Below are 25,164 nucleotides of genomic sequence, written 5' to 3' on the forward strand. Positions count from 1 at the left end.
CTCGACATCTTCAAGCGCTGGTGCTGGAATGAGTTGAAGGCGGCGACGTTCTCGCGTCCCGCCTTCGTGGAGCAAGCAAATCATAACGCCAAAGGAGCTTTGGCGATGAAGTCTTGCTCGAATGAACCCTACCTCAGCCAGCCAGAAAAACCAACGCAACCTGCGCCGTGCCGTCGTGCGCTCGCATCGCTGCGCGCTGTCGCGACCACCATGAAAAACGCCGCTGCCGGTGGGAGCAGCGGCGTTTGCTTGTGCTTCGACCGACCAGCCCGCCTGCAAAGCGGATCAATCGAACCGAAATTTAGAACTCCCCGAACACCGTCCAAAGCGTCCAGCAGGAGACCCTGCAAATGCACCCGCACAATTCATTTGGCAAGTCCCGATTTACTCCCACCGATCACCTCAAGCCCGGACGCCCGGCGCGCAACGATGACGAACGCGCAGCCCGCCACGCTGAGATTGAGCGCCGCTATGGCAAGAAGGCGCTCAAGAATTGTAGCGCGCAACGGCGCATCGCCGTTGTGCGGTTGCACGACCTCGAAGCCCTTTGTCGTGCGTCAGAAATTCCCGCCGACGATGGCTGGAACTGGCTGACGATCGCCGCCAATCACATCGCCTTCGTCTATCGCAAGCCTGCCGCCCAACTCGCCGCCGCCGTCGCATGGGGCCGCCGCTTCACGCCGCTGCCGCTCAACGCCGTGAAGGTGCTGGCAGAACAGGCCATCGCCGAGCCGTGCATGCCTACTGCCGACAAACTCGCTGAACAGCTTCAGCTCGACTATGCGACCCGGATGTCGCTCGGGATCACCACGATCGGCGCGATCGATTGCGACAAGGCGAAGCGTGCCGCATTGCGGAGGAACCGCGCCGCTGACCGCGAGAGCGCCCGCCGCGCCAAGGCAGGTGCGGTTCCACACTCGAATTCGGCAGAGCGAACCAAGCCATGGCTGGCGCTCGGCATCAGCCGCCGGACCTACTATCGCAAAGTAAAGGGCACCGCTGGCACTAATTCGTGCGCAGCCCACGCGAAGTGTGTAGGGGTTGCCACGAAATGGTGTCACAACGACGCTGTTGCGCCATCGAGGCCGCGCGCGGGTGACCCGGCGCGGATCGGCGCGTCAACCCGGCTTTCCGGCACCGGGCGTTTCACGATCAGCATCCGTGAATTGCGAGCGATGACCTTGCGACGAGTGGCAAGCATCATCGCCAACGGCGTACCGCTGCCGCCATGGCGCGCAACCGCACCATTGCGCAGCAACATTGGAGCATGAAGCAATGACTGGCGACGCAATCGAGAACCTGAAAACCGCCAAAGCCGCCGTCGTACAGGTGGGTGATGGTCGCGGCTTCATCGTCAGCGCAGGCGACGAACGCTACGTCATCACCGCCGCGCATTGCCTGCCGCATCACCCGTCACCGCATCTGGCGAACAGCCCAACCGAGCTGGCCTATCCGAACATCATCGGCCCTCTCGCCAGCAATAAGCAGACGATCTGGGCCGAGCTGGCGTTCGATAACCTCGCCGACGATGTCGCGGTGTTCGCCGCACCTGACGGGCAAGAGCTGTACGACGAACTCGCGGACTATGAAGCGTTCACCGCAGCGGCGATGATCATCGGCAAATTGCCCGATGTTGTCGCGCCCTCCCTTCCGGGGATCGATGCCGATCCGACCGCTTTCGCTTCAGCGCTGGAGGAATGGACACGCCACGATGCCGATGCATCGGTGGTCGCTTACGTTTTATCGCTCAATGGCGAGTGGCAGCGCTGCACGGTGCGCAATGGCGGCAGGTTTCTGCGGATCGTCAATCAGGCGGGCAACCACATCATAGGCGGCATGTCCGGCTCGCCGATCATCGATGAGAACGGTGGGGTCATCGGACTGGTCTCGACAGGCGACGGCGACATGAACCCGAGCCTGATCGACTGCCTGCCGCCATGGCTGCTGCGCAAGCTCGACAAGGCGTGAAGGACAGTCACCGAGAACAAGCACCAGCGCAGGATCGAAGTCAGGGAGCAGCGCCATGAACCGCCACGCTCGCCGCAGTGACATGCGAATGTTCCGTCGCAGCAACCTGCTCACGCACATGGTGGCCGCCGACGACATCGCGCTCGAAGATCAACCGTTGCTGAAGAACGCGCTTGCAAACTGGCGGGCTGGTCGCGGCTCGCGCAAGCTGACCTGCGTTAGCTGCAAGCTGCTGTTCGCTGGCGATGATGCGCGGGCCGGTGGCTACCTGTTCGCGATGCCGCTTAACATCGATGGTCTGGTCTCGACTTCGGTGTTCTGCGACCGATGCTGGCGCGAATTGCCGCCCGCCGACATCGAGCGCGAGGCAACGCGCGTGTTGCGGCAGTTGCTGCCCGGCGGTCGGTTTTTGGATGCGAGGCCATGAAGCCGAACCGTCATCCGCTGGCATCCGGTCCCGGTCATCGCACGCCGCAGACGAGGCTGCTGCTGGACGAACGCGATGCGCTGCTGGTCGAGGCGGCGGCGAGGTTTTATCCCGGCCTGTATGATCGTGACGTTGCAAGGCGGCTCCACAGCGCACTGCTGCGATACCGGACCAGCGGCTGGCGACGTGATTGCAGCGAGGCGACGTGTCCGCCACGGATTGCTGGACGCCTCGACGGGCTGCTCTGGGCGGTCTTGAAGGTCAGGGACACGACGCCGCCGTCAGAAAGAACAATCCGGCGCGCGCTGTCGCTGACCCCTATTCGTGGCCCAGCGTTTGGGATGTGATCCGCGACCATCGAGACGATGGAGGCGCACATGGCCCAAGGCGAGCAACCCAGTTGGCAAAAGTTTGTGATGGAGGCTGGCAAAACCGGCGGCTTGCCACCCGCATCGCTGTCCACGGTCGTCACGCCGACGACGTTTTCCACTGGCCCTGACCTCCTGCCGCAGTTCGATCCGCTTGACGCTTTGCCGTCTTCCGCTGCCGAACGGTTGCGGATGCTGCGCCAGAGGGCCAGCGATAGTCACGCGGTCATTCCGCCGTTCGAGACTGTCCACGAAGCGAGCATGGCGCGTGTCGATGCTGAGAATGCGCTGCGCAAGCGCACCAACCACGCGCAAGATTTTGGCGACGGCCTCGCGCCTGACCACCCGCTTGTGGTAGCTGCGCAAAAACATCTCGACATGATGACCGACAATCTCGCGCGGTTGCAAGCGCTGCAACAGCAGCGGACGTTGGCGTGGCAAGCGGCGAGCGGCGCGCTGGTTGTCTGCGAGGACTTCTTGCGCTTCGCGGTGCCGGGCAATTGTCAGCTCGCAGAGGAAGAGGTCGAAGCGCCGAAGGTTGCGACTGGCGCGCTGCTGGATGCCATCGATGCGCAGCGGCGGAAGGGCCGCGAGCTGCGGGCCACGCTGCACACCATCCGGTCATCGGCGTTCCCATCGAGCTTCGCCAAGGCTCGCCTGCGCGAAATGATCGACGCGGCGGCGATGCAGGGTGCGCCCGTGATCAGCAACATGATCGAGCACGCAGACGGAAAAATCATCTGGCCGACGCAGCGGGTGCAGGCGATGGTGCTGAACGTCGCGACGGCTCCGGCTGCGGTCGCGTTCCATGAAAGCATCGATGTCATCGCGGTGCTGTGCTGGCTGCATCGCGATGCGCTGATCAAGCGGCTCGATGCCGAGATTGACGCCGAAGCCGATGACGGCAACGCGCTGTCGCCAGCCGACCGCGAGAGGCGCGAGGCCGAGACGCTTGGCGATATTCTGGCGCAGGACCGCGTCATTGCGGAACTGGTGTACGCGGCGCAGCGCGCGGGCTTGCCGTGCGAGCACGACAGTTCTTGCTCACCGCTCGCGTTGCTTTCTCTGCGGTTGGTCACGGCTCCGCGTGCAGAGCCGTCAGGCACCAGCTTCGGCCTCTCTTGGGACCTCGCCGGAGGGCGACAGCGATGACACCGATCGTGCAGCCGGGGCTTGCTGCCTGCTCCTCCCGGCACTGCACGGGCGGCGGGGATGTCGTCGCGGCTGTCCTCGCCGCCACCACTACACGAACTGCGTTGCCGGAGCCACTGCCCGGCGGCGCTCCGGACGGTGCGACGGGGCCAATGGTTGGCCGGTGTCGATCCCGTCGCATCACGGGCCGGGGATGGTAGCGCGCATGCCATTCCCGGCCCGGCGCGGCCCGCTATGCACGCGCTGGCGGTGCTCTTCAAACGCGATGTCGGCCCGAAGCCGAGTTGGCGGCACCTGCTGATCCGCCGCGACACACGCCGCGAATTTGGACCGGGCAACGCCCGCTGGCAGGTTGCGCGATGGTTCCTGCGGCGGCGACCATGCGGAACGGCATGATCCAGATCAACGCTGCCGCGCGACCGCCGCCAAACATGGCGCATGGCATCAAGACGGCTTTCCAACATCGAACTGGCTGCGATTGTTGTTATCGTTCTCAGCGTGGCTTTACTTGCCTACGTCGGGTTCGCCATTCTGTCAGAACCATGAAGGCCGGGACCGGCCCCGGCGCTTGCTCCGCAGCGCATGGAAGTCCGGCGTGCCATCGTCGCGGGTAATCACAGCCTCGCCGTCGATGAGGAACGGACGATGCCAGGATTTTGCTGGCGGCTTCAACGATGGCCGGGAAACGGTCGGCCCAGTCATGGCCGCCGCGCGTGAAACAGCGGATGCGCAGGCCATCCCGGCGCACCATCAGCCGGTAGCCATCGTGCTTGATCTCATGAACCCAGTCAGGGCCGGACGGTGGCCGGGCCACCCTCGACGGCAGGCACGGTTCGATGAAGCCGGAGGGACGCCCGCCGCTGGATCATGATCGGAGGATAGGCTGGCGACCCCGCGAGGAGCAACGCCGCCCTCGCGTTAACCTTCAACCTGCGGCGGTGTGGTAAATGCTTTGGGATTGTTTTCTGACGGGAACTTCACATGGCTGACACCTCGATCGAATGGACCGACGCGACATGGAACCCGGTCGCAGGTTGCACCGTGATATCTCCCGGCTGCACGAACTGCTACGCGATGCGGATGGCGGCCCGGCTCGATGCCATGGGCATGAAGAAATATCGCGGGCTGACCCGCAAGAGCGGCAAGCGGGCGGTCTGGACCGGCAAGGTCAGGCTTGATCACGACGCGCTCGGCATCCCGGCAGGCTGGAAGAAGCCACGCCGGATTTTTGTGAACTCGATGTCGGACCTGTTTCACGAAGCAGTTTCAGCAAAGTTCGTCGCCGCCGTCTGGGATGCGATGCAGGCAACGCCGCAGCACACCTATCAAATTCTGACGAAGCGACCGGATCAGATGGCGAAGATCACCGCATCGCTGCCGGTGCTGCCGAACGTGTGGCTCGGGACCAGCGTCGAGAGCGCGGACTATCTCGGGCGCATTGATGATCTGCGCAAGGTCGATGCTGCCGTCAGATTTGTTTCGTTCGAGCCGTTACTCGGGTCCGTGGCTCGGGCTGATCTGCGGGGCATTCAGTGGGCGATCGTCGGCGGCGAGAGCGGTCCGCGTTCGCGGTTGATGGACGAGCAGTGGGTCGCGGAGATTGAGACCGCATGCCGCAAGGCACGGACGGCGTTTTTCTTCAAGCAGTGGGGCGGAAAGAACAAAAAAGCGACTGGTCGCTCGCTTCATGGACGCACCTTCGATGAGATGCCAGACTTGAGAATGTGATGCGCGATCCGCGAGGCCAGACCGATAGCGGCGGGCCTGGGATTTGAAATAGCGAAGAACAGCGCAAACTGCGGAATGCCTCTGTCATCATTCAGACGCAGCGGTGGCAGGACAGACGAAAACAGCCCCGCCAGCCGCGCGCCGAAATACTTTTCCATATCATCGACCTCCGCTGTGCGTGCGAGGCGTTCGTCCGTATCGCCGAAAAGATTGGTACGTCGGCTCATCTCGTACCAGTCCTTCTCCCAATCTGGCGTGCCGATCATTCTGGTAAGCGCAGTGCGTTTTGATGCGTCCAAATCTTCAGCATCGCGCGTTGCTTGACGGAACAGCCCAGAAAGTGAAACCAAATACCAAACGTCGATTGCTTCCGTCCTCCTGATCGCCTCCAACGTTCGCCATTCAACCGACATCCCGTATGGATCGAGGAACATCACAGCTCGTGTCCCGGCCCAGCTTTTTTGCTCCTCCAAGAGGTTCATGATTTCGGCGTTGGCGTCACCCGGAACGACAGAGATGTTTCGGGTTGGGTTTGCGGATCGCAAGTCGTTCAACGCTGCGACGTGTCTCGGCCTTTTGTCCATGAATACTAATCTGTCGAAGGCTGGCGAGACATCGATCGCAATTTTCGCGGATCCAGCTCGGCGCTCCACTCGCGCATCGACTTCAGGCCCCAGCATATCGGCGGCGCGACCGGGAAAAAAAACGGTTCTCTCACCGGTGCCCGCGAAGGCGTCGACATACCAAAGGTTTGAGAATTGAGGGCGCAACGCCTTGGTAAACTGCTGAAGATACTCACCGACCAGAGACAATTTAAGGTCCGTGGATATGCCGCCAAATTCATGGTCGCTCTGAGCCATCGCCACCCACACCAGCTTTTCCCAGTCAGATAGTTTCGCAACTGGAAGGCGAGAGCAAGGGCAGATATGACCGAATTGCGCGAGAACCGACTTGTCTTCTTTGTCGGCCCCGCGCATCACGATCCGTAGCGCATCGTCCGGCAGCGGTCGCTGCAGTGTCTTGGCCTCATCCCACGGGGCGCGCATCCACACTTCCCCGCTCCGCGAGCGGTCGGTCGTCGTTCAACGGCGCGGGCCGGTCTCGACGTGAACGAAAGAGCGCGCACAAATCATCAAATGCGGCACGTCTTCTTCAAGCAACCGAAGCGTCGACGTGGCTAAAACAGACTGACGATGCAGGCGGGCGCGTGCCGCCTGGAGGCAGGCGCTCTAAAACAGAATTTAATGGGTATGGGCCGCTTGTGAACCCACATAGGACCGTGCCGGGTCCCCTTGCCGCTGGGACCTTTCTTTGGGGTCAACGATGGCAGTCCGGTCTGAGAGCCTTGCATACGCTTGTTGAAGAATTCAGCGTCTTGGGCGTCCACGTTCAGTATTGGATGCTGATAGCCGCTCTGATTACTGCGATCGCCGTGGTCTCCGGTTTGCGGAAATGACTGCATTCATTAGCGAGGCAGCCCAGCGCTCCAAGCGGACGTTGGCGAGCAGCGGCGCTCGGGCTTGAGCCAGCCGCGCGCCAGTGGGGTGATGACGTGTTGCGGATGTTGGTCACCGGCGGCCCGCCGGTACGCGGCGGCGGCGGCATGCCCCACCGCATCACGGATAGCTCGCGCCCGGTGTCGGTGTTGCGCACCACCGGAGCTGGATAATCCGGAAACACGCCCGGCATCGGCGCGAGGTTGCCGACATAGCGGTTGATGACGCGGAATAGCGCGATGATCGCGGCTTGGTTTGTGGTGATGCTGTAGAGGTTGCACATTCTGAAGCGCCGGTCAGTCCTACTCATCCATCGGCGGCTCACCGGCCTTGTCGGCCATCGTCTGGCAGACCTTGGCCATCTCGGTGCGCACCTCGAACACGACGCGCTCGATATTGCGCCGGGTCGCCAGATCGCCACGCGGTGCACAGCGCGCCGCCATCCCGGACAAGTGCGTCAGCACCACGCCGCACAACTGGTCGGTCAGCTCGTCGACATCGCTTTGGAGTACCAGTTCGCGCCGCTTCTGCATCAGCCGCGTCTGCAACATCTCAGTCTTGACCCTGACGTAGTCGGCATCAGCCGCCGAGCGCGGCGATTGCTGTCGCTCGCGCCGCAAGTATCGCAGATAGGCAACGCGGCACTCGTCGAGCGGGAAGCCGTCACCTTGCCGCTGGATCACGCCATCGGCTTCGAGCTTGCCGATGTAGGTCCGGCTGCAATCGAGGTGCTGCGCCAGTGCAGATGCGCTGACGGTCGCTGCCTTTCTGGATCGCGGTTGAGAGACCGCCGCCCTGGCGGCGGGCGGGCGATCAATGGGGACGGCGTCAGTCATCGTGTCCGTTCCTGCTGTGTCGCGACAGGATAGCTCACTTCCGCTTTCGGCGGCAAAGCCGACATGGCCGAACTTGCCGCTGGTTCGACCGGGCCGCGAATGACCCTGAGCCGACTTCCTTCGCTGCACCTTTAGAGGGACAGTTCCTTATGCGATTTCTATAACATTACCTCCGTGACCATCTGGAAAACCTATGCGTGGAGTGGCAGGCATCAACCAGTGAAATAGTAATCGTTGCGCCGAGGCTCTACCGCGCAAATGTCACCCGAGAGCGCGCGAAACAATAGCAACAATCAAGCGCACAAGGGATGTCCCATGATGGACGTTCTTATGATTGGGATCGCGCTCGGCCTCTTCGCACTTGCGATTGCGTACGCCCACGCCATCGGAGAGAGATGAGAAGGTTGAGCCATGGTTTTTGATTATTCGCTCGCTGCGCTCGTGGCCCTCGGCCTGCTGGGCTATCTGATTTTCGCGCTGCTGCATCCCGAGCGGTTCTGAACGAACGTTCGGTCGGGCATCTGTTGTCTCCTCTCTGCTCGGAGCGTAGAAGTATGGCGCTAAAAATTGCGATGCTCGGCCCATTCCTACTTGCCGCAGCCCAATGGTTGACGGGCGATAGCGACAAGCGGTCGCGAGTTAGCGCGTGGCTTTTGTTGGGCGTTGGAGTGGTGGCGGCCACGCTCTATGCCTTTCGTTCCTGAGCAGGCGCGTGTAAGGCCACCTCGGTTGGCCCGTCCTTCATTTCGCAAGTCGCCTTTTGGCCCATCGCGTCATTTCGCTGCGCTGCGGAAGTTCGTCGCTATCAGCGCACAGCGGACGTTGAGTGCAATGCACGTCCCCTGTAACTGCAACCACGGATTTTCTCGAACCAGATGTCCTCGACAAATGAGGTCGCGCGGTCCCCGCAGAGGGTGACCTGCCCGGAAGGACCCGGCGACCGGCAAGTTGTCGGCGACCAAGAAAGAGCTGTTCGCCAAGCTGGCCGCGCATCACCGGGCGCTGGCTGATGAGGTCGAGCGGACCATGCAGGCGAGCGAACCATAAATTAGCGAACATGTTCTGTTTTGCTCAGACGGGCCTCACGCCGTCTGATTTGATCGAGCCATGTTCACCGCAGCAGAATGCCGGGAAAAAGCAGCCGAGAAGCTCGCGCAAGCTGAGCGCAATATTGGGCACCGCCAGAAGAGGCTTCGGCGCGACGCGGAAGCGTGGCTGGTCCTTGCGGGTATAATGGACGACTGCCCGAAAGAGTGAGGCCGCCTTCTGGCACAAATTGCGCTGGCTTGCCATGTTCCACGGGCGTAGGCTTCATTTCCCACGCAGGGGTTGTGTCATGGGAAATGACCTACTTGGAAGAATTTGCATCGTTCTATTCGGGCTAAGCCCGCTCGTGATCATCGGCATAGCGCTGTTCCTGCAGTAACCTTGGCCTCCCGCTTCAAGCGGGCTGGTAGATGGCCCAGCAACTGCCTGACCTGAAGACATCGGAATTCCCATCGCTGGACGAGTTGCTATAGTGATGTCTCAAAGGCCGGGCCAGCGGCGGGGTGGGTTCGGTGTGAGGCAGAAGAACAAGTGGGAATTTCGTCCAAACCGAAGGCGATCGAAGCGGCGCTTCGCGAAAGCGAGCAGCGGCTGCGTTGGCTGGCTTCCATAATCGACTTCAGCGACGACGCGATTGTAAGCAAAAATCTCGATGGCATCATTAGAAGCTGGAATAGCGGTGCTGAGCGCATCTTCGGCTACTCTGCCAGCGAGGCGATTGGTCAGCCAATTACGCTTGTGATACCTCAGGATCGGCAAAGCGAAGAACGTGAGATTTTAACGCGCATCCGACGAGGTGAACGCATCGACCATTTTGAGACTGTTCGGCAACACAAGCACGGCAGCTTGATCGTCGTTTCGCTGACGGTGTCTCCTGTCAAGGATGCCAACGACAAAATTGTCGGCGCGTCAAAGATTGCCAGAGATATTACCGAGCAGAAGAGAAATCAGGAGCTGATCGTGACCTTGGCACGGGAAGCCGAGCATCGCAGCAAGAACCTGCTTGCGAACGCGTTGGCCACGGTCAATCTTTCTCAGTCAAACTCGCCAGAAGGTCTCAAACAGATAATTGCCGGACGCATCCAAGCACTTGCAAATGTTTGCTCGCTTTTCGCGGAAACACGTTGGATCGGTGCCGAGCTATCCGCGATTGCGAGACAGGAATTAGCTCCCTATTCCGAGAAGAACGGCGAACGGACTTTCATTGATGGTCCGCAGACCATGTTGGAGCCAGACACGGCCCAAGCAGTTGCGATCACATTGCACGAGTTAGCGACCAACGCCGCGAAGTACGGCGCTTTGTCCACACCAAACGGCCAAGTCCACTTGGGATGGTCACACGGGGCTGATGGTCGATTGCGCCTGCGCTGGATGGAGACTGGTGGCCCAGTCGCGCAGGAACCTACGCGAAAGGGGCTTGGCAGCCGTATCATTGAACAAATGATCGTCCAGCGTAAGGGGAAAGTTCGCTTTGACTGGCGCAAAGGCGGGCTTGTCTGCGAAATTAAACTCCCGGTGTGATGACAGCCGGACTTCGACCCTTCGCGGTGGCTCGCGATAAAACCGATGGCGCTATTCGCTTCAACCGGCAAGATACAGAACGGAGCGCCGGAGCCGACAGCGGCAGCCCGTCAATCGTAGCCCTCCAGCGTCTCCAAAAACTTGAATTCCCGCCGCAGGTCTCGCTCGATCTGCCCAAGGTCGGCATCGAACGGCGCTTCATCGAGCTTGCGGATGGCTTCCAGCACCGACTTGCAGGCGTCCTCGATGTGGACGATCTTTTGCGCGAAGGCGTGGCGCTCAGGTTTCCACTCGCCCGGACGCGCGTTGCGCCCGGCCAGCTTCTTGTAAATCTCATCGACCCGCCCGCTATCTTGCTTGGCCATCAGCACTCTCCGCCCGCCGCATTTGCTCGATCATGCACGCTCCTGTCGATGGACCCAAGCAGACGACTGGCACCGTCAGGCGCAACGGGGCAGGAAGACCGCGCAGCGCGGGCTATAGGGGCCGTTCGCCCATCATGTTAGGACGATCGGCGCGGCGCGCTGGAAGGCCACTCAGCGGGCTTCTAAAGGCGTCTAAGCGGCCATCGCTCCGTGTCACATTAGGATACACGCAGGGATACATGGAAAACGGCGAACTAAAAATTACCTCGTAAATTCAAGGCGTTTGGCAGGTCACCCGAAAACGACTTCTCCCACAAGGGGAGAAGGGAGGGTAAGTGTCCCCGGCGAGCTACCGCTTCCACAGCCGCAGCAGCGGCCCGCTCTTGCCCATCACCGGATCGGTCGCGGGGATCGCGACCAGCGGGATCGTCTTCAGTGCCTTGGCATGGCTCTCCGGCGTCGGCCGTTGCAGATCCATCGGTGGCCCCGGCGGATAGGCGCCGACCACGCTGAAATCGTCGCTCGAGGCCAGGCATTGATGTCCGGTGCCGGCCGGCAGGATCGCGACATCGCCGGCTGCGATCTCCAGCGCCTGCCCGTGCGCGCCGCCGAATTGCACGCGCGCGCTGCCGCGGGCGACGCCGAGCACCTCGTGCACGGTGGCGTGATAATGCGCGAAGTCGTAGACGCCGTTGCGCCACATCGCGCCCCAGCCGTTGCTGGCGAACAGCTGCTCGATCGTGGCCTCGGGATTTTTGCGGACGTCGACCGCGCCCCTGTAGACCAGGAACGGCATCGGATTGTTCGGCACCAGCCCGTCGTCCTGAAAGACAAAGGTCAGGGGTTCGGCATCGGACCTGACGACCGGCATGGTGGCTCTCCGCCGTTTCGAGGGACCGTGATCTCCGGACAAACCAAGCCGTCGGTCCGGAAACCGTTCCCGCTAGATCTTGAACTTCAGGACCTCGTCCTTGAATCTGAGCCCGTGCCCCGGCCGCTCCGGCGCCGTGATCATGCCATTGGCAATCGCCGGCGGATCAACCCAGAGGTCGTCGATCAGCGCCATGTTCTCGCACCAGATGCCGTTCGGAATCGAGGCCAGCAGGTGCACATTGAGCTCGGGAAACAGATGCGGCGCGATGGTGATGCCGAAGGTGTCGGCGAGCGCTGCGATCTTGCGCAGGTCCGTCATGCCGCCACGCATCGGGTCGGGCTGCAGGATCGGCAGGCAGGGATTGAGGAAGAACGGCCGCAGATCGTAGCGCGTGAAATGGGTCTCGCCACCGACGACGCGCATGTCGAGCGCCGCCGCGATACGCTGATAGCCGGCGAAATCGTCCGCCGGCACCGGCTCCTCGAGCCAGTAGATATCGTATTTTTCGAACTTGCGTCCCATCTCGATGGCGACATCGGCGCTCCAGCCCATGTTGACATCGATCATGATGTCGATGTCGGGCCCGAGCGCCTCGCGCATGCGGCGCACATTGTCGAGGTCTTGCGCGGGCGTGTGAACATGCGCGACCTGCATCTTGATCGCCTTGTAGCCCTGCTTCACGAAATGCAACGCCTTCTCGATCATGCCGTCGCCGCCCGCGCCGCGGAAGCAGCCGGAGCCGTAGATCGGAATTTCTGAGCGATAATGCCCCCACAGCCGGTGCAGCGGCAGGCCGGCGCGTTTCCCCACCGCATCCCACAGCGCAATGTCGAGCGCCGACATCGCCATCGCGGCGATGCCGCCGCGGCCATAGGTCATCGTCGCCGTCCACAGATCGCGCCAGATCGCCTCGATCGCGGTGGCGTCCTTGCCCTTGACGCGCGGGATGATGCACTCGTCCAGACAGGCCGCGATCGACTTCATCGCCGGGCGGAACACGAACAGATAGCCCATCCCGGTGATGCCGCCCGCGGTCTCGACCTCGCAGATCAGAATGTCGCGCGTCTCGCCCAGCGCTGCGCCCTTCAGCCAGCGATCATCGGCCCAAGGCAGCCGCAGCATCGTGACGCGGATGTCGCGGATGGTCATGTCTGAACTGGCTGACATCATCGGGCGTTTCCCTTTTCTGGCCGGATCAGGTTTGCCTGATCTCGGAGACGGAAACTCAATCACAGAACGCCGGCGCCAATCCAGCGCTGTTCGTCATGCCTCCAATGCGCCAAGACCTTACGCCAAGAACTTATGCCAGGACGCGATTGCCTTCAGCCATTCTTGGGAAGTTCGAATACCAGGCAGGTTGTCGTGGCATGCGCGATCAGCTTGCCCCTGTCGTCGGTAATGCGTGCTTCAGCAGTTGCGACGCGGCGGCCGGCATTGAGCACCTGGCCCTCGGTGCGGATCGTCCCGGTGTCCTGGCTCATGCCGCGGACGAAGGAGATCTTGAACTCCAGCGTGGTGTAGCCAAAGCCCTTCGGCAGCGTGCTCTGCACCGCGAGCCCCATCGCGGAATCCAGCAGGATCGCGGCGTAGCCGCCATGCACCGAGCCGATCGGGTTGTAGTGGCGCAGGCCCGGCACGCTGTGGATCACGACATGGCCGGCCTCGGCGGTGCAGTCGAACGGCTCGACATTCTCCATGATCGGCGGCTCCGGCAGGGTGCGGGCGAAGATGCCGCGCACGAAGTCGAGCCCGGACATCGACGCCATCACCTCCATCGAGGAGACACCGTATTCGGGCTTCGGGGCGGCGCTGTCGGTCATGTCGGCATTTCCCGTGATTTGATGCGAAGGCGCGTTGCTCGTCGGTGCTCGGAGCACATGACAGTCCGTCGTGCCCGGACTTGATCCGGGCATCCATCTTTCTTCAAGGGATGGATTGCCGGGTCAAGCCCGGCAATGACAGGTCGCGTCTAGGCCGCGCGCTTGTTCTGCCGCATCAGATCGGCAAACCGCTGGAACAGATAGTGCGAGTCGCGCGGGCCGGGGGAGGCCTCGGGGTGGTACTGCACCGAGAATACCGGCTTGCCGTCGAGCGCGATGCCGCAATTGGAGCCGTCGAACAGCGAGATATGGGTCTGGGTCGTGCCCTTCGGGAGCGTCGCCTGGTCCACCGCAAAGCCGTGGTTCATCGAGGTGATCTCGACCTTGCCGGTGGTCTCGTCCTTGACCGGGTGGTTGGCGCCATGATGGCCCTGATGCATCTTCATGGTCTTGGCGCCGACGGCGAGGCCGAGCATCTGATGGCCGAGGCAGATGCCGAAGGTCGGTGTGCCCGAATTGATCACTTTCTGGATCACCGGTACCGCATATTTGCCGGTCGCGGCCGGATCGCCGGGGCCGTTCGACAGGAACACGCCGTCCGGCTTCATCGCCAGGATGTCCTCGGCTGTGGTCGTCGCCGGCACCACGGTCACCTTGCAGCCGACGCCGGCGAGCAGGCGCAGGATGTTGCGCTTGATGCCGTAGTCGATCGCGACCACGTTGAATTCCGGCGCGGTCTGCTGGCCGAAACCCTTGCCCCATACCCAGGGAGTCTCATCCCAGGTGAAGCGCTGGCCGGAGGTGACCATCGGCACCAGGTCCATGCCCTCGAGGCCGGGCCATTCGCGGGCCTCTTCCTTCAGGCCGTGCAGGTCGAACTCGCGGCTCCTGGCGTGCGCGATCACGGCATTGGGCATGCCCTTGGATCGGATCAGCGCGGTCAGCGCGCGGGTGTCGATGCCAGAGAGGCCGATGATGCCGCGGGCCTTCAACCACTGGTCGAGGTGGCGGGTTGCGCGGTAGTTTGAAGGATCCGTGATCGCCGAGCGCAGGATCACGCCGCGCGCACCCGGCGTCGCGGCCATGTTCACCGTCTCGATATCTTCCTCGTTGGTACCGACATTGCCGATATGCGGGAAGGTGAAGGTGATGATCTGGCCGGCATAGGACGGATCGGTGAGGATCTCCTCATAGCCGGTCATCGCGGTGTTGAAGCAGACTTCGCCAACGGCGTGGCCTTCCGCGCCGAGGCCAAAACCTTCCAGCACGGTGCCATCGGCGAGCACAAGGAGCGCGGTCGGTTTATGGTCCGGCCAGGCGGGAGCGTTTTCAGGGGTTGTCATGAGCCCTTTAAATAGTCGCCGCACCCTGCGGCGTCAAAGCGAAACGGCGCGGATTCACACGGCAATCCCGGTCGATTTGACAGGCCGGAACGGCCTTTTAATCTAAAGTTCCCGCAAGCGGCCGTTTGCTTGCCGAAAATGACCCGGACCGGAGCCCCGCATGGACAACACGATGCCGATCCTGCTCGTCCCGGGCCTCATCTGCTCGCCGCGGATTTTTGCCCCGGTTATCCCGGCGCTGTGGCGGTTCGGGCCGGTCACGGTCGCCAACCACGTCAGGGACGACAATATGGGGGCGATCGCCCGCCGCATCCTGGCCGAGGCGCCGCCGCGCTTCGCGCTCGCCGGGCACTCGATGGGCGGTTACATCGCCTTCGAGATCATGCGGCAGGCGCCGGAGCGGGTCGCCAAACTGGCGCTGATGAGCACCCAGGCGCGCGCCGACACGCCGGAAGCAACCGCACGCCGCCGCGGCATGATCGAGCGGGCGAGGGGCGGCCAATACCGGAGCGTGGTCGACGAGCTCTATCCGGGCTTCGTGCATCCATCGCGGCAGGGCGACGCAAACCTGCGCCAGATTGTAAATGACATGAGCGAGGATGTCGGCGCCGAGGCCTTCATCCGCCAGCAAAACGCGGTGCTCGGCCGGCCGGATTCGCGGCCGAGCATGGCCTGGATCAAGTGCCCGACCCTGGTGCTGACATCGGACACCGACAACACCGTTCCGAACGCGCTGTCGGACGAGATGGCCAACGGGATTCCCGGGGCTAAGCTCGTCGTGCTCGCCAATTGCGGTCATCTTCTGCAACTGGAGCAGCCGCAGGCCTGCGCCGATGCGCTGGTCGAATGGCTCAGGAACTGAAGCGTTTTCGAGCGAAGCCTGCCCCGCACTTGATGCGGGGTGGATGCCGGTTCGCGCCAGGAAAACGCGGCGAAACAAGAGTTGTCCAGTCGTCCCAAACTGCCTACATGTGGGGATTGCTGGTTTAAGGACACCGAGATGCTGCGCGACGACATCAATACTGCGGTCAAGGAAGCGATGAAGGCGAAGGACGAGCGCAAGCTCTCCACGCTGCGCATGGTCAATTCGACCATCAAGAACGCCGACATCGACGCGCGCGGGCAGGGCAAGCCGCCGCTGTCCGATGCCGACCTGCTGAGCGTCCTGCAGAAGATGATCAAGCAGCGCCAGGAGTCGGTCGAGCTCTACGACAAGGGCGGCCGCGCCGAGCTCGCCGCCCAGGAGCGCGAGGAGATCGCCGTGATCTCTGCCTATCTGCCGAAGCAGATGTCCGACGACGACGTGAAGGCCGCGATCTCAGCCATCATCGCCGAGACCGGTGCCGCTGGGATCAAGGACATGGGCAAGGTGATCGGGGCGCTGAAGGCGAAGTATGCCGGCCAGATGGATTTCGGCAAGGCCAGCGGCCTGGTGAAGGCGGCGCTTGCGGGCTAGCAGTGGAGGCTTCCGGTGTTTCGTGTCGCCGCGGACAGTCTGGAAGCCTACCTCGCCTTTGATCCCGCCCGGACCGCGGATCTCGAACAACTGCATGCGGTGATTCGAAAGGCCGCGCCTGCGCTGAAGCGGCACTTTCATGCGGGCTCGCCGGCCGGCGAGGCCGGCATGCGCATGTGCATGATCGGTTACGGCCAGTTTCACTATGCGATCAAGTCCGGCAAGACGGCAGCGTGGCCCGTGATCGGGGTGGCACTGCAGAAGAACTATATCAGCGTCTATGTCGCGGTGACCCGAGGCGGCAAGCCGCTGGTGTCCTGTTACGCCGGCCAGCTCGGCGCATTGCGGACAGGCGGCAACAATTTCAGCTTTGAGACGTTTGTTGATCTGAAGGCGTCTGCCGTTGCGGCGCTGTTCACCGAGGCCGCCGATATCTTCAAGGCGGATAAGGAGAACCCGGTCCGCTATATGCAGGGAAGCTGATATCGGTTTGCCGAAATGGGGCGATGCCCTGTGAAAGCGGCGCCATCGGGGTGAAGTTCTGGATAAACTGGAGATAGGCCATGGCTGATCAGCAAGCCCCTTCCGGTCCGGATTTGACACAAGGCGTGGCACTCTCCGAATTCCCGGGCCCGATGTTGCTCGGCCATGTCGGCGACGAGGACGTGCTGCTGGTGCGTTCGGGGGCGGATATCTTCGCCATCGACGCTCATTGCAGCCACTACCACGGCCCGCTCGCCGAAGGCCTGGTGGAGGGCGTGACTGTCCATTGCCCCTGGCATCACGCCTGTTTTGATGCTCGCACCGGTGAAGCGACCGCCCCGCCCGCCCTGAACGCGCTCGGCGTCTGGAAGGTCGAGCGAGAGGGCGATCGCATCATCGTGCGGGAGAAGCGCGAGCAGCCGAAACCCCGCGTCAAGGGCCCGGTCGATGCGCCCGGCAGGATCGTGATTGTCGGCGGAGGCGCGGCAGGGTTTGCCGCTGCCGAGATGCTGCGACGGCAGGATTATCGCGGCAGCATCGTCATGCTGAGCGGCGAGGCCGAGCCGCCGGTGGATCGGCCGAACCTGTCAAAGGACTTCCTTGCCGGCAGCGCACCGGAAGACTGGCTGCCGCTGAAGCCGAACAGTTTCTATACCGACGCGGCGATCGATTTGAAACTCAGGACCGAGGTCAAGTCGATCGACACCGGCCGCCGCAATGTCGCGCTCGCCGGCGGCGGAGCGCTTCAGTATGACCGGCTGCTGCTGGCGACCGGCGCGGAGCCGGTACGGCTGCCGATCCCGGGCGCGGACCAGCCCCACGTTCATGTGTTGCGCACCGTCGATGATTGCCGGGCGATCATCGCCTCGGCCAGCGGAGCACGCCGCGCGGTTGTGATCGGTGCAAGCTTCATCGGGCTCGAGGTTGCGGCCTCGTTGCGCGCGAGGGAGATCGAGGTTCACGTGGTCGGGCTGGAACAGCGGCCGATGGAGCGCGTGCTCGGGCCTGACATGGGCGATTTCGTCCGCGCGCTGCACGAAGAACATGGCGTCGTATTCCACCTCGGTGACACAGTGACCGCGATCGACGGCAAGCGCGCCCGCCCGAAGAGCGGGCCCGTGCTTGATGCCGATCTCGTCGTGGTCGGTGTCGGCGTGAAGCCGCGGCTGGCGCTGGCGGAAGGGGCTGGGCTCGCAATCGATCGCGGCGTGAAAGTGGACGCCTATCTCGAGACCAGCATTCCCGGCATCTACGCGGCCGGCGATATCGCGCGCTGGCCCGATCGGCACAGCGGCGAGAATATCCGGGTCGAGCACTGGGTGGTGGCTGAGCGCCAGGGCCAGACCGCCGCGCGGAATATGCTTGGGCACCGCGAGGTCTTCGACGCGGTGCCGTTCTTCTGGAGCCAGCATTACGACGTGCCGATCAACTATGTCGGCCATGCCGAGCAGTGGGACGAGATCGCGGTGGATGGCAGCATTGCCGGCAGGGATTGCGTGCTCCGCTACAAGCGCGGCGGGCGCGTGCTCGCAGTCGCGTCGATCTATCGCGACCTCGAAAGCCTCAAGGTCGAGGTCGCAATGGAGCGGGCGGCAGCCTGACCGCGTTCCCCTCAAGGAGGGGTTTGTGGTCTGACGGCAATGGTCTGGAGCGTTTTCGAGCGAAGTGGATACCGGTTCGCGTGAAGAAAAAGCGTCAAACAAGAATCTAGAGCCCCGTTCCGATTCCATCGGAACGGAAAAGGCTCTAGTCTGCGGCCATGCTTCAGGAAGCCAAAACCTACGACGAGCTCTATCGCAACTTTCGCTGGGACGTTCCCGCGCGCTTCAACATGGCGACCGCCTGCTGCGACCGTCATGCCGACGGCACGGGCCGGCTCGCGCTGCTCTATGTCGACGAGGATGGCGGCACCGTGCGCACCTCGTTCGACGAGGTCGCGGAAGCCTCGCGCCGCTTCGCCAACGTGCTGACCGCTGACGGCCTGATGCGTGGCGACCGCGTTGCAGTGTTCCTGTCGCAATCGCTTGAATTGCCGGTCGCGCATCTCGCGGCGTTCCGCGCAGCGATGATCTCGATCCCGCTGTTCGCGCTGTTCGGTGAGGATGCGCTGGAATTCCGGCTCTCGAACTCGGCAGCCAAGGCCATCATCACCGATGAGGCCGGCTGGCAGAAGATCGCAAAGATCCGCGATCGCCTGCCCGACCTGAAGAGCGTCTACATCGTCGGCGAAACGACGCCGGCGGGCACAAAATCTTTCTGGGGCGCGATCAAGTCGGCGTCTCCCGAGTTTGCCACTGTAGATACGTCGGCCGACGATCCTGCGTTGATCATCTACACCTCGGGCACCACGGGCAATCCGAAGGGCGCGCTGCATGCACATCGCGTCGTGCTCGGCCATCTGCCCAATGTCGAGATGTGCCACAACTTTCTCCCCAAGCCGGGTGATCTGATGTGGACGCCGGCCGACTGGGCCTGGATTGGCGGCCTGATCAACGGCCTGTTCGCGTTCTGGTACCATGGCATCCCGATGGTCGGTCACCGCGCCCGCAAGTTCGAGCCGCAGGCGGCGATGCAGATGATGGCCGAACTCGGCATCCGCAACGTGTTCCTGCCGCCGACCGCGCTGAAGCTGATGCGGCAGGCCGATGTGAAAAATTCCGGCGTCAGGCTGCGCAGCATCTTCACCGGCGGCGAGTCGCTCGGCGGCGAATTGCTGGGCTGGGTGCGCGACACCTTCGGCATCGATGCCCACGAGGTGTTCGGCCAGACCGAATGCAATCTCGTGATCGGCAGCAACTCCAATTTGTTTCCGATCCGCCCGGGCTCGATGGGCCGCGCCACGCCGGGCTTCGACGTCCGCATCGTCAACGACAAGGGCGAGGAAATGCCGCGGGGACAGCGCGGCATCATCGGCGTCCGCCAGCCGTGCCCCTGCACCATGATCGAGTACTGGCGCAATCCGGAGGCGACGCGTAAGAAATATGCCGGCGAGTTCCTTTTGACCGGCGATCTCGGCGTGCAGGATGAGGACGGCTATTTCTGGTACGTCAGCCGCGAGGACGACGTGATCACGTCAGCCGGCTATCGCGTCGGCCCGTCCGAGATCGAGCACACGCTGATGAAGCATCCAGCGGTTGCGATGTCGGCCGTGGTCGGCATCCCCGATCCGATCCGCACCGAATCGATCAAGGCCTGGATCGTGCTTCGCCCGGGCTACGCGCCGAGCGACGCACTGGCGCGCGAGATCCAGGAGTTCGTCAAGATCCAGCTCGCCGCCCACGAATACCCGCGCTTCGTGCAGTTCGCCGACAGCCTGCCGATGACGGCGACCGGCAAGGTGCTGCGGCGGGAGCTGCGGGCGCTGGGCTAAGTTCGGTTCGGGGGACCAATGAAGAAAGCCGCCACGCGCGCCGCGGGCTTGCATCGCGCCTCGCTCGAGAAGGTCCACGATTTGGACGCCGCGCTGGAGCTGATGTATTACGGCTGGCGCGGGATGACGCTGTCGGCCGACCAGTATCTTGCCACGCTTGGCCTGTCGCGCCCCCACCACCGCATTCTCTACGTCGTTGCGCGACAACCCGACATCTCGATTGGCGCGCTGATCGAAATTCTCGGCATCTCCAAGCAGGCCTTGAACCGGCCGCTCGGCCTGTTGCTGCAGCGTGAACTCGTGACATCAAAACGGTCGGCGGAGCAGCATCGCTCCAAATTGCTGCGCCTGACGCCGGCCGGACAACGCATCGAGCAGCGCGCATCGGGCTACGAGCGCAAGGTGATGCGCGAGGCGTTCGATCGTGTCGGCCAGTCCGGCGCCGCCGCCTGGATGGCCGTGATGGAGGCCATCGCCGACAGCAACTGATCGCGCCTAACGTCAACATAGTTGACGTTAGGATCTCGCCGTGTCACTCTTCCGTCAGAAGCAGCGGAGGAGGGCGGGAGCGTGGGCGAACAGGCAATGGACCGGGCAGCCGTCGGACGCTTTGTCGAGGCGTGGTGCGCCAACTGGTGCAAGGTCGATATCGACGCCGTCGTCGCGCATTTCGCCGAAAACGCCGAGATGCGCAGCCCCCTGGCGCTTAAATTGACGGATTCCCCCGTGGTTGCCGGCGCAGAGAACATCCGCGCCTACTGGCGCCAGGCTTATGGAAGCATTGAGAGCGCAGACCTCAAAATCCTGAACTGGAGCTGGGACGACACCATCGCGCGGCTGACGGTGTGGTGGCAATTGGGCGACACGCGCGCCAGCGAGTTCATGGACTTCGACGATGCCGGCCGTGTGGTGCGCAGCGAAGCGTTCTACGGAAAATAGCCATGCGATTTGCAGATTTCGTCCTCCTCCTCAACGCACTCTGGTTCGGCGGCGCATTCATCCAGTTCAGCATTGCCCAGGGCAATACGCTGAAGATCCTGGTGCCGCGGCAGGAGCATGCAAATCCGATCGCGCCAACCCTGTCGGCCAGCGTGGCGTTCCTCGGCGGGATCAATCTGCCGATCGGGCTATTGTCGCTGTATCTCCTTGCGGCAAGGCCGCCGTTCTTCCAGGCCGGCGACGCGCAGCTCGCGCTGTTCCTGTTCTTCGCCGCGTGTCACTTCAGCCAGTTCGCCTACAACCTGCCGGTCTTGATGCGCGGCGGACGCGTCGGGGTGGCATATTGGCCCGTGTTGACCGGCCCGATGCTCAGGATCTTCGTCATCGATGCGACGCTGTTCGTGGCCAATCTCGTCGTCGGACTCCTTCTCGTGTAGGGATTCGCTCGCGCCACTCCTGCTTAATCTCTCCGTCGTCCCGGGCAAGCGAAGCGCGACCCGGGACCCATAACCACAGGGTGAAGTTGTTGCGCGACGCTGTGGCCCCAACAAACTCTTACCGCTTGGAGCGGTGGTAATGGGTCCCGGCTTTCGCCGGGACGACGGAAGAAGTTTCACATCGGCAGCGCAATCCCCAATTCCTTCAGCGCGGCCATCATGCGTTGCGGGGGCTGCATCGGGATCACCATGGCCTTGCCGGTTTCCAGCAGGCTCTTCAGGCTGGAGAGGATCGCCGGCCAGCCGGTGCGGCCGCCTTCGAGGATGTCGTCGCTGATCGGGCGATCATGCGACTGCAGCAAGGTCAGCTTCACGCCGTCGCCGGCCGGCTCGATCTCGTAGGTGACGAGCGTCGGCCCGAGCTTTTCGACGAGTTGCGGCCAGTTGACGTTGAAGGTGACGGTCAGCCGCTTCAGCGGATCGCACTCGATCACCTCGCCCGAGATATGCAGCGCGCCGTCGGGCGTGCGCACGATGTAAGCGCCGCCGACCCGCAGATCGACCTCGACCGCGTGGCCGGAAAAATACTGCCGGCTGAATTCGGCACGCGTCAGTGCCTGCCACACCTTCTCGGGCGTGGCGGCGATGTAGATGGCATAGACGATCGCCGGCTTGAATTTCTCGATGTTCATGTCCGCACGTGTCCTTCGATAGATTCTCATGGTCACTCGAAGCCCTCGATCCCGAGCGCCTCCGGCGGAATCGGTGACACCTTGCCGGTCTCGAGCAGGCTCTTGAGCCCGGACAGGATCGCAGGCCAACCCTTGGAGATGGCGCCGAGCAGCTTGCTGCCGGCGGAGAAGCCTTCGTGGGTTACGGTCAACTTCACGAGATCGCCGAACGGCTGCAGGATGAAGACGACTTTCGTCGCCGGCTCGTCGCGCATGCCGTCGAACAGCTCGTGCTTGAACGTATAAGACAGCCGCCGCGGCCGGTCCGCCTCGAGGATCTTGCCGGTATCGGTGGTCTTGCCGCCCATCACCAATGCGAACGGCGAGCCAACCTTCCAATCGGATCGGACCTCGGTGTCGAACCAGTATTGCTTGGTGAACGCGCTGTCGGTCAGCGCATCCCAGAGCTTGTCGGGCGTGGTCTCGATATAGGTGACGTAGACGAATTCGGGCCTGCTCATTGCGCTTGCTCCGTCGTTGCCTCGTTCTCGTACCAGGGCGCATGCAGCACCCGGCCGCACTCGACGTAGCTCTTCAGGCTCGACAGGATCAGCGGCCAACCGAGGCTGATCTTTTCGAGCGCCACGCTGCCGGGTTCGAAGCGGTCATGGATCACCGTGAGCCTGACTTGATCTCTCTGACGTTCCAGCTCGAAGGTAACCCGTGAAGCCTTGCCGCCATCGGAGCCGTCGTGGGCAAGGAACGAATAGGACAGCCGCCTCGGCGGATCGTATTCGAGCACCTCGCCGGTGATTTCCTTGTTGTGCCGGGGCATCCGGATCGCGAATGGCGAGCCGATCTTCCAGTCCGAGACGACGGAGCTGCCGTGCCAGTACTGCTCCGACATTTTGGCGTCGGTCAGCGCGGCGAACACCTGCTCCGGTGTCGAGGCGATATAGATGGTGTAGACGAATTCCGGCTTACTCATCACGCTTCTCCAACTGTCTTTTCAATTCGCTGAGCGCGGCAAGTTTCCCGCGCTCGAACTTTTTGATCCACCGCTCGCCGATCTGATGGATCGGAACCGGGTTGAGGTAGTGCAGCTTCTCGCGGCCATGCCTGATCGTGGTGACGAGGTTGGCCTCCTCGAGAATCACAAGGTGCTTGGTGACGGCCTGACGCGTCATGTCGAGGCCGTCGCAGAGCTCACCGAGCGTCTGCCCGTTCTGATCGTGAAGCCGGTCAAGCAGCGTCCGCCGTGAGGCATCCGCGAGGGCTTTGAAGACTTCATCCATGGCTTGGATAATAGGCAACCAAATGGTTGCATGTCAACAGCGTGTGTTTGGGTGGTCATTTCGCCGTGCTATCGTCACAGACAGCCAACGCAGATTGGCAGGGAATACGGGGTGGTGCGCATGGGTGGTCGCGTTACGGCAGTTTGCTGCACGTTCTTTGTTGTCCTGCTCGCAAATGCTGCGGGCGCCCAGCCGCCGAAGATCGGCGACCCGCCCGAAGCCTCCAACATGAGGCTGGTTGGAACCAGCGATTTGCAGGCGCGCAGCGCCTATCAGCCGACCATCCATCATCAGGGCGACCGGTGGATCGCCTATATCGGCCATCACGGCGGCACCGACGACATTCCCGATCCCGTCAATCCGATGACCGGCAAGACCGAGCCGAACGGCACCTCGATCGTCGACGTCACCGATCCCGCGCATCCGAAATATCTGCGGCACATTCCCGGGCAGGAAGGCAAATACGAATCCGGCGGCGCGCAGATGGTGCGGATCTGCGACGGCAAGGATCTGCCGAAGGGTGATCGCAACGCGGTCTACATGCTGCGTACCTTTGGCAGCGAGGCGCATGAGATCTGGAACGTCGCCGATCCCGCCAATCCGGTGCTGGTCACCCGGATCGGCGGGCTGAAGGACACGCACAAGAATTTTTGGGAATGCGGCACCGGCATCGCCTTCCTGGTGTCGGGCGCGCCGGACTGGCGCACGCGGCGGATGACGCAGGTCTACGATCTCTCAAATCCCACGCAGCCCAGGAAGATCAGGGATTTTGGTCTGCCCGGGCAGGAGCCCGGCGCCACCGGCGCGGTGCCGACCGAATTGCACGGGCCGATCTCGACCGGGCCGAAGGGCAACCGCGTCTATTTCGGCTACGGCACCAACAAGGGCGGCTTCCTGCAGATCGTCGATCGCGACAAGTTGTTGAACGGACCGAAAGAGCCGACGCCGGACAATCTGAAATATCCGGAGATCGCGCGGATGCCGCTGTCGGCAATGAACGGTGCGCACACGGTGTTCCCGATGCCTGGCATGCCGATCGCCGAGTTTGCGCACGACAAGGACGGCAAGACCCGCGACATCGTGATGATCGTCGACGAGGCGATCCAGAACGAGTGCGGCGAGGCGCGGCAGATGGTGTGGTTCGCTGACATTACCACCGAAGCGCGGCCGATGCTGATTTCGAGCTACACGGTGCCGGAGGCCTCCGGCTCGTTCTGCGAGCGCGGCGGCCGGTTCGGCTCGCACTCGTCGAACGAGAGCATGGCGCCGGTCTATTACAAGAAGCTGGCCTTCATCGCCTTCTTCAATGCCGGCGTCCGTGCGCTCGACATCCGCGATCCCTATCACCCCAAGGAAGTCGGCTACTTCATCCCGTCGATCACGTCGGCGACCGACAAGCGCTGCGTCACCCTCGACGGCAAGGAGCGCTGCAAGGTCGCGATCCAGACCAACAATCTCGAGACCGACGAGCGCGGCTATATCTACGCGGTCGACCGCGCCAACACCGGGCTGCATATTCTCGAACTGACCGGCGCGGCGCGCGCCATCGCTGGCCTACCGTGAGCGCG

At 62.8% G+C, this 25,164-nt stretch carries 29 protein-coding genes and 1 pseudogene; 18 read left to right on the plus strand and 12 right to left on the minus strand.

What is annotated here, in order from left to right:
- Positions 1-350 precede the first annotated feature (350 nt).
- The 6 genes from G6P99_RS08695 (at position 351) to G6P99_RS08720 (ending at position 5,643) form a co-directional block, all read left to right on the plus strand.
- The gene (locus G6P99_RS08695) at positions 351-1,271 is read left to right on the plus strand and encodes a hypothetical protein (protein WP_165127782.1); all 921 of its coding nucleotides are present in this window, start codon (positions 351-353) and stop codon (positions 1,269-1,271) included.
- A 4-nt stretch (positions 1,272-1,275) separates the two neighbouring features.
- Positions 1,276-1,968 (plus strand): trypsin-like peptidase domain-containing protein, encoded by a 693-nt coding sequence (locus G6P99_RS08700; RefSeq protein WP_165127784.1) that lies wholly within the window; start codon positions 1,276-1,278, stop codon positions 1,966-1,968.
- Between the two features lie 118 nt (positions 1,969-2,086).
- Positions 2,087-2,395, plus strand: a complete 309-nt coding sequence (locus G6P99_RS08705; RefSeq protein ID WP_165127786.1) for a hypothetical protein — start codon at positions 2,087-2,089, stop codon at positions 2,393-2,395.
- Positions 2,392-2,742 carry a hypothetical protein gene (locus G6P99_RS08710; RefSeq protein ID WP_165127788.1) on the plus strand — a complete coding sequence of 117 codons (351 nt, stop codon included), beginning with the start codon at positions 2,392-2,394 and terminating at the stop codon, positions 2,740-2,742. Before G6P99_RS08705 ends, G6P99_RS08710 begins: the two co-directional genes overlap by 4 nt.
- Positions 2,743-2,772: 30 nt before the next feature.
- Complete coding sequence (locus G6P99_RS08715) at positions 2,773-3,915, plus strand: hypothetical protein (RefSeq protein WP_165127790.1); 1,143 nt, start codon at positions 2,773-2,775, stop codon at positions 3,913-3,915.
- A 981-nt stretch (positions 3,916-4,896) separates the two neighbouring features.
- Positions 4,897-5,643 carry a DUF5131 family protein gene (locus tag G6P99_RS08720; RefSeq protein WP_165127792.1) on the plus strand — a complete coding sequence of 249 codons (747 nt, stop codon included), beginning with the start codon at positions 4,897-4,899 and terminating at the stop codon, positions 5,641-5,643.
- Here the strand turns inward: G6P99_RS08720 and tcmP are convergent.
- From tcmP to G6P99_RS08735, 3 genes and pseudogenes are all read right to left on the minus strand, one after another.
- A complete protein-coding gene (tcmP, locus tag G6P99_RS08725; RefSeq protein ID WP_246709473.1) occupies positions 5,601-6,689 on the minus strand; it encodes a three-Cys-motif partner protein TcmP in 1,089 nt (362 codons plus the stop codon). The genes G6P99_RS08720 and tcmP overlap by 43 nt on opposite strands.
- A gap of 458 nt (positions 6,690-7,147) precedes the next feature.
- Positions 7,148-7,422: pseudogene (locus G6P99_RS08730) on the minus strand (SOS response-associated peptidase); the annotation flags it as partial.
- Positions 7,423-7,441: 19 nt separating this feature from the next.
- On the minus strand, positions 7,442-7,975 hold the full coding sequence (locus G6P99_RS08735) for a hypothetical protein (RefSeq protein WP_165127794.1): 534 nt from the start codon (positions 7,973-7,975) through the stop codon (positions 7,442-7,444).
- A 411-nt stretch (positions 7,976-8,386) separates the two neighbouring features.
- Between G6P99_RS08735 and kdpF the strand changes: the two genes are divergently transcribed.
- From kdpF to G6P99_RS08750, 3 genes are all read left to right on the plus strand, one after another.
- A complete protein-coding gene (gene kdpF, locus G6P99_RS08740; RefSeq protein ID WP_074274950.1) occupies positions 8,387-8,476 on the plus strand; it encodes a K(+)-transporting ATPase subunit F in 90 nt (29 codons plus the stop codon).
- Between the two features lie 606 nt (positions 8,477-9,082).
- Entirely contained in the window at positions 9,083-9,232 is a 150-nt protein-coding gene (locus tag G6P99_RS08745; RefSeq protein WP_165127796.1) for a hypothetical protein, read from the plus strand.
- 321 nt (positions 9,233-9,553) lie between these two features.
- Complete coding sequence (locus G6P99_RS08750) at positions 9,554-10,543, plus strand: PAS domain S-box protein (protein ID WP_165127798.1); 990 nt, start codon at positions 9,554-9,556, stop codon at positions 10,541-10,543.
- Positions 10,544-10,653: 110 nt separating this feature from the next.
- On the opposite strand, the gene G6P99_RS08755 is transcribed toward G6P99_RS08750, so the two are convergent.
- The 5 genes from G6P99_RS08755 to carA form a co-directional block, all read right to left on the minus strand.
- On the minus strand, positions 10,654-10,914 hold the full coding sequence (locus tag G6P99_RS08755; protein ID WP_165127800.1) for a hypothetical protein: 261 nt from the start codon (positions 10,912-10,914) through the stop codon (positions 10,654-10,656).
- Positions 10,915-11,257: 343 nt separating this feature from the next.
- Positions 11,258-11,779 carry a cupin domain-containing protein gene (locus G6P99_RS08760; RefSeq protein WP_029081995.1) on the minus strand — a complete coding sequence of 174 codons (522 nt, stop codon included), beginning with the start codon at positions 11,777-11,779 and terminating at the stop codon, positions 11,258-11,260.
- 72 nt (positions 11,780-11,851) lie between these two features.
- Positions 11,852-12,952, minus strand: coding sequence for a mandelate racemase/muconate lactonizing enzyme family protein (locus G6P99_RS08765; RefSeq protein WP_084518517.1), 1,101 nt, complete (start codon positions 12,950-12,952; stop codon positions 11,852-11,854).
- Positions 12,953-13,104: 152 nt separating this feature from the next.
- On the minus strand, positions 13,105-13,602 hold the full coding sequence (locus tag G6P99_RS08770; protein WP_029081997.1) for a PaaI family thioesterase: 498 nt from the start codon (positions 13,600-13,602) through the stop codon (positions 13,105-13,107).
- Between the two features lie 149 nt (positions 13,603-13,751).
- Positions 13,752-14,945: a glutamine-hydrolyzing carbamoyl-phosphate synthase small subunit gene (gene carA / locus G6P99_RS08775; protein ID WP_165127802.1), complete on the minus strand. Its 1,194-nt coding sequence runs from the start codon at positions 14,943-14,945 to the stop codon at positions 13,752-13,754.
- Positions 14,946-15,105: 160 nt separating this feature from the next.
- Between carA and G6P99_RS08780 the strand changes: the two genes are divergently transcribed.
- From G6P99_RS08780 to G6P99_RS08815, 8 genes are all read left to right on the plus strand, one after another.
- The gene (locus tag G6P99_RS08780) at positions 15,106-15,807 is read left to right on the plus strand and encodes an alpha/beta fold hydrolase (protein WP_029081999.1); all 702 of its coding nucleotides are present in this window, start codon (positions 15,106-15,108) and stop codon (positions 15,805-15,807) included.
- A 138-nt stretch (positions 15,808-15,945) separates the two neighbouring features.
- On the plus strand, positions 15,946-16,401 hold the full coding sequence (locus G6P99_RS08785; RefSeq protein ID WP_029082000.1) for a GatB/YqeY domain-containing protein: 456 nt from the start codon (positions 15,946-15,948) through the stop codon (positions 16,399-16,401).
- A 15-nt stretch (positions 16,402-16,416) separates the two neighbouring features.
- Entirely contained in the window at positions 16,417-16,884 is a 468-nt protein-coding gene (locus tag G6P99_RS08790) for a hypothetical protein (protein ID WP_029082001.1), read from the plus strand.
- Between the two features lie 80 nt (positions 16,885-16,964).
- Complete coding sequence (locus G6P99_RS08795) at positions 16,965-18,485, plus strand: FAD-dependent oxidoreductase (protein WP_165127804.1); 1,521 nt, start codon at positions 16,965-16,967, stop codon at positions 18,483-18,485.
- A 158-nt stretch (positions 18,486-18,643) separates the two neighbouring features.
- Entirely contained in the window at positions 18,644-20,254 is a 1,611-nt protein-coding gene (locus G6P99_RS08800) for an acyl-CoA synthetase (protein ID WP_029082003.1), read from the plus strand.
- Between the two features lie 18 nt (positions 20,255-20,272).
- A complete protein-coding gene (locus tag G6P99_RS08805; RefSeq protein WP_029082004.1) occupies positions 20,273-20,743 on the plus strand; it encodes a MarR family winged helix-turn-helix transcriptional regulator in 471 nt (156 codons plus the stop codon).
- A gap of 96 nt (positions 20,744-20,839) precedes the next feature.
- On the plus strand, positions 20,840-21,193 hold the full coding sequence (locus tag G6P99_RS08810) for a nuclear transport factor 2 family protein (RefSeq protein WP_035977144.1): 354 nt from the start codon (positions 20,840-20,842) through the stop codon (positions 21,191-21,193).
- A 2-nt stretch (positions 21,194-21,195) separates the two neighbouring features.
- Complete coding sequence (locus G6P99_RS08815; RefSeq protein WP_029082006.1) at positions 21,196-21,630, plus strand: hypothetical protein; 435 nt, start codon at positions 21,196-21,198, stop codon at positions 21,628-21,630.
- Positions 21,631-21,806: 176 nt separating this feature from the next.
- Here G6P99_RS08815 and G6P99_RS08820 read toward each other — a convergent pair whose 3' ends face one another.
- From G6P99_RS08820 to G6P99_RS08835, 4 genes are read right to left on the minus strand one after another with little or no spacing between them, the layout of a single operon-like run.
- Positions 21,807-22,322: an SRPBCC family protein gene (locus G6P99_RS08820; protein WP_029082007.1), complete on the minus strand. Its 516-nt coding sequence runs from the start codon at positions 22,320-22,322 to the stop codon at positions 21,807-21,809.
- A gap of 32 nt (positions 22,323-22,354) precedes the next feature.
- Entirely contained in the window at positions 22,355-22,822 is a 468-nt protein-coding gene (locus tag G6P99_RS08825; RefSeq protein ID WP_165127806.1) for an SRPBCC family protein, read from the minus strand.
- The gene (locus G6P99_RS08830; RefSeq protein WP_051346425.1) at positions 22,819-23,289 is read right to left on the minus strand and encodes an SRPBCC family protein; all 471 of its coding nucleotides are present in this window, start codon (positions 23,287-23,289) and stop codon (positions 22,819-22,821) included. Before G6P99_RS08830 ends, G6P99_RS08825 begins: the two co-directional genes overlap by 4 nt.
- A complete protein-coding gene (locus G6P99_RS08835; protein ID WP_029082009.1) occupies positions 23,282-23,596 on the minus strand; it encodes an ArsR/SmtB family transcription factor in 315 nt (104 codons plus the stop codon). Before G6P99_RS08835 ends, G6P99_RS08830 begins: the two co-directional genes overlap by 8 nt.
- A gap of 120 nt (positions 23,597-23,716) precedes the next feature.
- On the opposite strand from G6P99_RS08835, the gene G6P99_RS08840 reads away from it, so the two are divergent.
- Positions 23,717-25,159 carry an LVIVD repeat-containing protein gene (locus tag G6P99_RS08840; protein WP_029082010.1) on the plus strand — a complete coding sequence of 481 codons (1,443 nt, stop codon included), beginning with the start codon at positions 23,717-23,719 and terminating at the stop codon, positions 25,157-25,159.
- Positions 25,160-25,164: the final 5 nt, after the last annotated feature.

The sequence above is a fragment of the Bradyrhizobium sp. 6(2017) genome (assembly GCF_011058295.2).
Lineage (GTDB): Bacteria > Pseudomonadota > Alphaproteobacteria > Rhizobiales > Xanthobacteraceae > Bradyrhizobium > Bradyrhizobium septentrionale.